Genomic DNA, 8,025 nt, shown 5'->3' with positions numbered 1-8,025 from the left:
CTAATTGGATCATGCAGCTGAGGAGTGGTGGAGACCGGGGCTCACGGCCGGACGGCTGCCACCCCACCGGTCAGCAGCCGTCTGGCCTCCGCCCGGTGACCGGCGAGTTCGAGGAGGGTGTCCCCGACCGCCCGGACGATGGCGGGTCGTGCGCCGGCGCCGCTCCAGAGCGCGCGGGTGGTCGCCTTGAGCAGACCGGGCAGGGCGAGCGTCTCGCGCGGGTCGCGGATCCGGGAGTAGACGTCGAGGACGCGTCGGACGCCGTCCGGCCGCTCGGTCAGCGCGCGGAGCAGCTCGAACTGTACGTGCGCCAGGCCGTCACCGCGGCTGAGCAGGTTCGTCCAGTGGTAGGTGTCCACGCACTGCGCGTCGCGGGTGCGTTCCCACGCGCGGGTGGCTCGGTCGAGCGCGGCGGGGTCGTCCAGCACGGGCGCGACACCCTCGCCCAGCAGCCGCCCGAACCGTACGGCATCGCGGATGCCCTGGGCCGTGACGGGATCCTTGAAGTGCCCCGCGTCGCCGGCCAGGACCCAGCCGGGGCCCGCCGAGCGGCGGAAGTACGACGGGTGTTCGGCGGAGCTGACGATCCTCGTGCTCCGGCGGCAACCCGCCAGGCGCGCGGCCAGCCCCGGGATGAGACCCACGGTCCGCTCGAACTCCGCCTCCAGGTCCCCCCGGAAATCCGCGACGCGCTCGACCGGCGGCATCAGCAGCACCAGCGACAACCCTCCGTCGCAGGGGAAGGCGTTGCCCAGCTCGCGGCCGGTCAGCCACATGGCGGCGGTGGAGCGCCATTCCGGGTGCGGGTCCTCGTAGTAGGCGTAGTAGCAGGCCCGGCCGTTGGCGTGGGCGATGCGCGGACGCTCGGCACCGACCAGCCGCGCGACGGTCGAGCGGCGACCGTCCGCGCCGACGACGAGATCGGCGCTGATCTCGTACTCCCGACCGCCTTCGTCGGACCCGCGAGCGCTCCGGTGGGACCCGCGCCCGCTCTGGTCGCGGACGCGCACGCCCATCGCGCGGCCGTCCCGCCAGATGATGCCGGTGACGCGATGTCCGTGCCTGATCTCCGCCCCGGCCTCGCGCGCGGTTTCGGCGAGGGCCGTGTCGAGGGGAGCGCGCCGTACGCACAGGCCGTAGTCGATCCCGTCGATCGGCGTGTAGGAGCCGTCGGCCGCGTGGCCGGGGCCGCCGATGAAGGCGCGCGAGAGTCGCGGCGCGCCGATCTTCTCGACCCGTTCGAGCGCGCCGATGCGGGCCAGCTCCGCGACACCCCCGGCGAAGAGCAGGTGGGTGGAGACCGTCGTGGCGGGGAACCGGACCGGATCCACCACGATCACCCGACGCCCCGCCCTGGCGAGGGCGGTGGCCACCGCCGAGCCCGCGCAGCGTGCCCCGGCGATGACGACGTCGGCCTGCTCGGCCATCGGGCCTCCTCGCGGACAGTCCGCTAACCGACTGGTGTGTCGGTTAATTGGACGGTAAGCGGCCCGAAGTCCGGAGTCAACGGCCGGCCGGACGGTAGTGTGCACGGCATGGCGAGCAAGGAGCTGAAGAAGCGCATGCCGGGCTCGGCCCGCCGAGCCCGCATCGTCGAGGCGGCTCTGGAGGTCTTCGCCACCCGGGGTTACCACGCCACGGCGATGGAGGAGATCGCCATCGCGGCAGGGGTGACACGGTCGGTCCTGTACGACCATTTCCCGTCCAAGCGGGTGCTGCTGATCACGGTGCTGCAGGAGCAGAACGCCCTGCTCGTCGAGCATGTCGGCGCCCGGATCACCGGCTCGGGCTCGCCCAACCGGCGGCTGCGGGCCACGCTGAACGCCTACTTCAGCTTCGCCGAGGCCAACTCCGCCGCGCGCCGCCTGCTGTTCGACCACACCGACGAGGACGACCCCGAGATCAAGGCCGTGCGCTGGGGCATCAGGGAGACCCGCACACGTTCGGTGGCCGTGATGCTCGGGCGTGACCTGCGCCGACTCGGCCTCGACCCCGAGACCGAGGCCGCCCAGGCGGTGGTGGAGTTGCTGATCTCGGGCACCGACGGCCTGGCCCAGTGGTGGGCGCGACACCCCTCGGTCTCACGGGACGAACTCGTGGACGCCGCCATGCTCGTGGTGTGGAACGGGCTGTCGCAACTCCCCGGCACCGACACTCACTGAGCCTTCACGATCCTGGCACCGGCACGTTCGCTGAGCCTTCGCGTGCCCCGGAAGTGACGCTCACGTTCACGTATTGACAGACGTGAGCCGCGCGTTCATCGTTCGCCTAACTCAACCAACAGGTGTGTCGGTTAGGCGGGAGGTTCCGTCGTGGGCCAGCAAGAGAACCGGAACAAGATCGGGCGCCGGAGCTTCGTCACGGGCGCGATGGCCGCGGCGACCGGCCCCCTGTGGGGCACCTCGGCGGCCAAGGCGGCGGCGCCGTCCCTGGTGCGCGCCGCGGGCAAGAGCGTGGCCGTCTTCGGCGCCGGCATGGGCGGGCTGAGCGCCGCGCACGAACTGGCCGAACGCGGATTCCAGGTCACCGTGTACGAGCGCAAGGCCCTGGGCGGCAAGTCCAGGAGCATCCCCGTCCCGGGCACCGGCACCGGAGGCAGGCAGGACCTGCCGGGCGAGCACGGCTTCCGGTTCTTCCCCGGCTTCTACCAGAACCTGCCCGACACCATGAGCCGCATCCCGTACGGCACCGGCAGCGGCACCGTACGCGACAACCTGGTCCCGGCGAGCCTGGAGGTGATCGCGTACAAGGGGAAGGAGTTACGCGTCCCGGTGCCGGGCAACATCGGCGGAGTCCTCACTCCCGACGCGATCAGGGACTACTTACGCAGCGCTCTCACGGCCGTGACGACGGTCCCGCCGCCGCAGGTCGAGTTCTTCGCCTCCAAGCTCGTCACCTTCGTCACCAGCGGCCCGCGCCGGCGGCTCGGCCAGTGGGAGAACATGGGCTTCGCCGACTTCATCAAGGCGAGCATCATGTCGCAGGAAGATCGGGATCTGCTGGTCAGGCTGTTCACCGCGTCCCTGGTCGCGGCCCAGCCGAACAAGGCCAACACCCGAACAATGGGCCTGATGTTCGAGGCGCTGGTCTACAGCGGGCTCGGCCTCGGCCCGTACGGTCCGCCCGACCGGGTGCTCGGCCGTCCGTCCAACGATGTCTGGCTCACCCCCTGGATCGGCTACCTCACCAGCCTCGGCGTGCAGTTCAAGGTCGGCTCAGGCACAGTTCTGGCGCGGCGACTTCGCGACGAGCTACGGGGACGGCACGGTCACCGACTGCCTGTCCCTCGACCTCTCGGACTGGAGCACTCCCGGCGTCCTGTTCGGCAAGACCGCCCGGCAGTGCACCCGGCCGGAGATCGTCCAGGAGGTCCTGGCCCAGGTCCGCGCGGCCCTGCCCGGTGGTGCGGCGCTGCTGCCCGACTCGATCGTACGGTCCTGGTTCGTGGATCCGGCGATCACCGGCGAGGCCACCTCGGCGGTGGCAACGACGAGCCGCTGCTCATCAACACGCCCGCGTCCTGGACCAACCGCCCCAGCGCCACGACACAGATCCCCAACCTGTTCCTCGCCGCCGACTTCGTCCGCAACAGCATCAACCTCGCCACCATGGAGGGCGGCAACGAGGCCGGGCGCATGGCGGCCAACGGGATCCTCGACGCCGCCGGCTCCTCCGCGTCCCGGGCCCGGCTCTTCAGCCTCTATCTGCCACGCGAGTTCAAGCTGCTCTACGACACCGACGACGCACGCTACCTGCTCGGTCTGCCGAACCAGTTCGACCTGCTCAGCCCGTACTGGCCGGGACGATAGCGGTCATTTCCCCGCTACTGCTCACCGCTGCTCACCGCCGTCGAGCCCGATGAGCCGGGCCAGGACGGCGACCTGGTCGGCGAAGTGCGCGATGAACTCCGCCGAGGTCGGATCGGTGCCGCAGACGCCTTCGATGACATGCGGCAGCGTGGTGGTCGCCATGGCGGCGGCCATCAGCATGACCAGCAGGCTCGCCGGGTCCACGTCAGCTGGAAGCCGTCCGGCAGCCTGTAGCGCGCGCAGCTCGTCTACGCTCTCGGCGAGCATTCTGGTGCGCGGCGCGTGGTCGGGGTCGTCGTCCGGACCGGTGTACTGCAGGCCGTTCCAGGCGAGCAGGCGGGTGCCCTCCGGGTTGTGCAACGCCTCCATCGCGTATCGGCGCAGTTGCTCGGGCAGCGGCGTGCCCGGTGGCGCCAGCTCGCGGCGCCGCTGCTGCCACTGCTGCGACACGGCCTCGTACAGGCCCTCTTTGCCGTCGAAGTAGTACGAGATCAGCTGCACGTTGACGCCCGCCCTGGCGGAGATCGCGCTGATCCGGGCGCCCGCGTAGCCGTGCGCGCCGAACTCCGCCGATGCCGCGTCCAGGATCCGCTTGCGGGTGCGTTCGGGATCACGCTGCCGCTCTTGCGGCTTGGGCGACCTACGAGGACTCGACGACGGAGACACACGCAGGACTATACATATGCCTGGCAATATCAAGCACTCCTATGACCTAATCAAATGAACGCTTGACAGAGTCCTTCGGACGTTTGACGATGGCGAGGACAGCCCTTGGACAGCGAAGGACAATGACATGCCAGATTCACCACGGATCCTCATCGCGGGCGCCGGCGTCGGCGGGCTGGCGCTCGCGCAGGCGTTGCGTCACGGCGGCCTGGACGTCGCCGTGTACGAGCGGGACTCCACACCGAAGATCCGCAGCCAGGGCTACCGCATCCACATCGACACGGACGGTAACGCCGCGCTGCGCACCTGTCTGCCGGCGGACACCCTCGACCTGGTCCGCCGCACCAGCGGGGTCAACGACGACGTCGTGGCCGGCTACACCCACCAGCTGCGGCAGGTGATGACGCGGACCTTCCCGGGAATCACCGACGACCTGATCACCGCCGTGGACCGCAACACCTTCCGGCAGGGCCTGCTCTCCGGCCTGGGCGACACCGTCCACTTCGGGCGGACGCTGACCGGCTACCGGATCACCGATTCCGGGCGGGTACGCGTGGAGTTCGCCGAGGGCGGCGACGACGAGGGCGACCTGCTGGTCGGCGCGGACGGCGTCAGTTCGGCGGTACGCCGCCAGTTGCTCCCGGACGCCACCGTGAAAGACATCGGCCTCCGATGCGTCTACGGCCGGATGACGCTCACCGAGGCCACCGAGGCGCTCATCCCGGAGGCCATCAGTCACGGTTTCTCCTGGGTCTCCGACGAGAGCGGGTGCGGCGCCGGGTTCGCGCCGGTGCGGTTCCGCTCCCGGCCGGAGGGCGCGTCGGATTACCTGATGGTCACCCTGCTCGCGAGTCAGGAGCGGCTCGGCACGCCGGACGAGGAGTTGTTCGAGCTCTCGCCGGAGGCCCTGTGGAAGCTCACCCTCAAGGCGACCGCCGACTGGCATCCGGCGCTCCGCGAGCTGTTCGCGTACGCCGACTCGGACAGGTTCTTCCCGATCACGATCCGGGCTGGTCAGCGGGTCGACGCGTGGGAGTCCGGCCCGGTCACCCTTCTCGGCGACGCCATCCACACCATGCCGCCGACCGGCGGCGTCGGCGCGAACACCGCACTGCGGGACGCCGCGACCCTGGCCGGCGAGCTGCTCTCCGCCGCACACGGCGACAAGTCACTCATCGACGCGGCCGCCGCCTACGAGCGCATCATGCTCCCGCGCGGTTTCGACACCATCGACGCCTCGCTCCGAATGGCCGCCCAGATGTTCGCCGCGTCCGGCTGACGCGCCGAAATTGTCCTTGCCCTCCGTCATGATGGCCCCGCTCGTGTCCATGTACGTGATCTCGAAGGAGCTGTCATGACGGCGCAGGAAACCGCAGGATGGTCAGATTTCAGCTGGAATTCCTGGAAGGACCTCGCCCTCGTGCAGGCCAGGCTCGACGCGGGCGCCGACCCGAACGAAGGAGACTATTTCTTCGAGCGGCCGCTGCACGCGGCGGCGGAGCGCGGTTCGCCGGAGGTGGTCGCCGAGCTGGCCGGCCGGGTCGATGACGTCGACGCGGAGTGCGAGGGCCGCACCGCGCTCTGGGTCGCCGTCTTCAACGACCAGCCCGAGAACGCCCTCGCCCTGGTCGCCGCCGGCGCGGACCCATGGCGGCCCATGATGGCCGGCTGGTCGCCCGGCCGGCTCAGCCTGGCGGGCCCCACGCCTGGCCTGTTCTTCCCGTTCCCGCCGGGTCATACCGGCCTGACCGAGGCCGAGACCGCCACCGTGACGGAGGCCGAACGCCTGATCGGCGCGCTGGGCGACATCGAGTGGGACGGTTTCAGCCTGGCGTGTGTGCACGGCATCAGCGCCGCCGAGGCGATACAGCGCTTAGCCGCCGTACCCGCCGACGAGGAAGAGCTGGAAGAGATCATGGAAGACCCGTCCGAGGAGGATGCCCTGCGGTTCATCGGCGTCACCGACGTGCCCGGCGGCTGCGTCGTCAGCCAGCAATGGGGCTACATGGCCTCGACTCCCGTCGTGATGCAGACGCTGTCGGCGGGCACGGTCGCCTACGGCATGTACGCCAACCCGAAGAGCGGCAACCAGGGCAGCGTCTACCGCGACGGCGAGGTCATGGAGTGGGACGGTCACCCGGGCGGGGGCGACGTGTCCGGCGATGACTCGGCCGAGGAGATCCTGCTCAAATACCTGTACGACGGCCACGCCGAGGCCTACTGCTTCGCCGGCGCGGGCCTGCGCCCGACCAGCGCCCGCGCGATCACCGATCCGGACGCGCACCTGCGGCTGCCCGAACGGGACTACTGGCACTGACCGAGCGCGGACCGTTGCGTTCGACGAGGGCGGTGCAGGTGTCCGCGTTGTAGCGCGGCGGATCAGGCGGTGTCGCCGCCGTCGGCGAGCAGCGTGCTGCCCGTCATGAAGGTCGACAGGTCCGACGCGCAGAACAGGACGACGCGCGCGATGTCATCAGGCACGCCGACCCGCCCGATCGGACCGTTCAGCATGAGGTCGGTCGGCGGGAGGTCGTGCTTCGACCCGACATAGGCGGCCAGGCCGGGGGCGCTGCCGCGGAAACCGGCGGTCGAGACGATGTTCACGATGACACCGCCCGTGCCCGCTGCCGCCATCCGCCGCGCCGCCTCACGCGCGCCGACGAAGACGCCGCGCGCGTTCACCGCGAACACCTTGTCCCACGTCTCCTCGGTCATCTCCAGCAGGGGGACAGCCGGGAAGATTCCGGCGTTGTTCACCTATATGGTGCTCTCCTTCGGGGGAAACGTGCGCGTGTAAGCCCTGAGCGGTCCAGAGGCTGGCGGGCCCGTCGGCCTCATCTCGTTGGACCTGAGCGGTCCAGAAGCCGACGGGCCCGTCGGCCTCATCTCCGTCCGCCCTCGTTGATGCGGTAGTGCGCGTTCAAGAGCGGCCAGATCACCTCGGCCATCTCGGCAGGGGTGCGGGCGCATCCGCCCTCAAGCCAGTCGACGGCCACACCGAGGAGCGCCCCGGCGGTGAACGCGGCCGTGACGTCATGCGGGACGAGCTCCGGCCGCTGCCCGGCGTCGGCCGCGACCAGGTGTTCACGGATGACCGTGGCCATGCGGTGGCGAATGTGGCCGACGACGCGCGCGCTGCCCTCCAGCCCCAGCAGCGCGCGATACAGCCCCGCGTGCTCGGCGAGACTGGCGAAGAACGCCGCCAGCGACCGAATCGCCTCCTGCACTAGGTCCGGCGAATCGAGCTCTGGAGCGGGCAAGGACTCGATCAAGCCGTCGATCATCGTGGTGCAGGCGTCCTCGGCCAGCTCGTGGACGTCCCGGTAGTGGTCGTAGAAGGCCGAGCGGCTCACGCCGGCGCCTTCGGCGACGTCGGAGACGCTGATCCGGGACAGGTCCTGCTCCTCGACCAGCTGGATCAGCGCGCGTGCCAGCGCTGTCCGGGTACGGCGCACGCGCCGGTCACCTGATGAGGCCTTGCTCTCTCTTGCGGTGTCCACAATCGCCATCCTATCGAACGCCTACAGGTGCAAGTTTCCTTGCAGCTGTA

Annotated in this window: 8 protein-coding genes; 4 read left to right on the top strand and 4 right to left on the bottom strand. The window is 70.1% G+C overall.

Translation table 11 applies throughout. The annotated features are described in order from the left end of the window. Positions 1–41: 41 nt before the first annotated feature. Positions 42–1,427: an NAD(P)/FAD-dependent oxidoreductase gene (locus AB0J16_RS27885; RefSeq protein WP_358544714.1), complete on the bottom strand. Its 1,386-nt coding sequence runs from the start codon at positions 1,425–1,427 to the stop codon at positions 42–44. A gap of 108 nt (positions 1,428–1,535) precedes the next feature. Here AB0J16_RS27885 and AB0J16_RS27880 point away from each other — a divergent pair, with 108 nt between their 5' ends. Further along, on the top strand, positions 1,536–2,162 hold the full coding sequence (locus AB0J16_RS27880; RefSeq protein WP_358544712.1) for a TetR/AcrR family transcriptional regulator: 627 nt from the start codon (positions 1,536–1,538) through the stop codon (positions 2,160–2,162). 150 nt (positions 2,163–2,312) lie between these two features. Continuing rightward, complete coding sequence (locus AB0J16_RS27875; protein WP_358544710.1) at positions 2,313–3,809, top strand: FAD-dependent oxidoreductase; 1,497 nt, start codon at positions 2,313–2,315, stop codon at positions 3,807–3,809. Positions 3,810–3,830: 21 nt separating this feature from the next. Here AB0J16_RS27875 and AB0J16_RS27870 read toward each other — a convergent pair whose 3' ends face one another. After that, positions 3,831–4,475 carry a TetR family transcriptional regulator gene (locus tag AB0J16_RS27870; RefSeq protein ID WP_358544708.1) on the bottom strand — a complete coding sequence of 215 codons (645 nt, stop codon included), beginning with the start codon at positions 4,473–4,475 and terminating at the stop codon, positions 3,831–3,833. Positions 4,476–4,602: 127 nt separating this feature from the next. On the opposite strand from AB0J16_RS27870, the gene AB0J16_RS27865 reads away from it, so the two are divergent. Together AB0J16_RS27865 and AB0J16_RS27860 are read left to right on the top strand one after the other, a co-directional pair. Further along, the gene (locus AB0J16_RS27865; RefSeq protein ID WP_358544706.1) at positions 4,603–5,754 is read left to right on the top strand and encodes an NAD(P)/FAD-dependent oxidoreductase; all 1,152 of its coding nucleotides are present in this window, start codon (positions 4,603–4,605) and stop codon (positions 5,752–5,754) included. 75 nt (positions 5,755–5,829) lie between these two features. Further along, the gene (locus AB0J16_RS27860; protein ID WP_358544704.1) at positions 5,830–6,792 is read left to right on the top strand and encodes an ankyrin repeat domain-containing protein; all 963 of its coding nucleotides are present in this window, start codon (positions 5,830–5,832) and stop codon (positions 6,790–6,792) included. A gap of 62 nt (positions 6,793–6,854) precedes the next feature. Here the strand turns inward: AB0J16_RS27860 and AB0J16_RS27855 are convergent, their stop codons facing one another. Then, positions 6,855–7,232, bottom strand: a complete 378-nt coding sequence (locus AB0J16_RS27855) for an SDR family oxidoreductase (protein ID WP_358544702.1) — start codon at positions 7,230–7,232, stop codon at positions 6,855–6,857. A gap of 125 nt (positions 7,233–7,357) precedes the next feature. After that, complete coding sequence (locus tag AB0J16_RS27850; RefSeq protein ID WP_358544700.1) at positions 7,358–7,984, bottom strand: TetR/AcrR family transcriptional regulator; 627 nt, start codon at positions 7,982–7,984, stop codon at positions 7,358–7,360. Positions 7,985–8,025 lie beyond the last annotated feature (41 nt).

Source organism: Nonomuraea sp. NPDC049750 (assembly GCF_040659625.1).
GTDB lineage: Bacteria > Actinomycetota > Actinomycetes > Streptosporangiales > Streptosporangiaceae > Nonomuraea.
The sequence above is the reverse complement of the archived record's forward strand: the minus strand, read 5'-3'. Positions and strand labels throughout refer to the sequence as shown.

Excerpts from the sequence above, each read along its gene's own strand:
- AB0J16_RS27885 (WP_358544714.1), bottom strand. The coding sequence starts at position 1,427 with ATGGCCGAGCAGGCCGACGTCGTCATCGCCGGGGCACGCTGCGCGGGC.
- AB0J16_RS27880 (WP_358544712.1), top strand. The coding sequence starts at position 1,536 with ATGGCGAGCAAGGAGCTGAAGAAGCGCATGCCGGGCTCGGCCCGCCGA.
- AB0J16_RS27865 (WP_358544706.1), top strand. The coding sequence starts at position 4,603 with ATGCCAGATTCACCACGGATCCTCATCGCGGGCGCCGGCGTCGGCGGG.
- AB0J16_RS27860 (WP_358544704.1), top strand. The coding sequence starts at position 5,830 with ATGACGGCGCAGGAAACCGCAGGATGGTCAGATTTCAGCTGGAATTCC.
- AB0J16_RS27850 (WP_358544700.1), bottom strand. The coding sequence starts at position 7,984 with ATGGCGATTGTGGACACCGCAAGAGAGAGCAAGGCCTCATCAGGTGAC.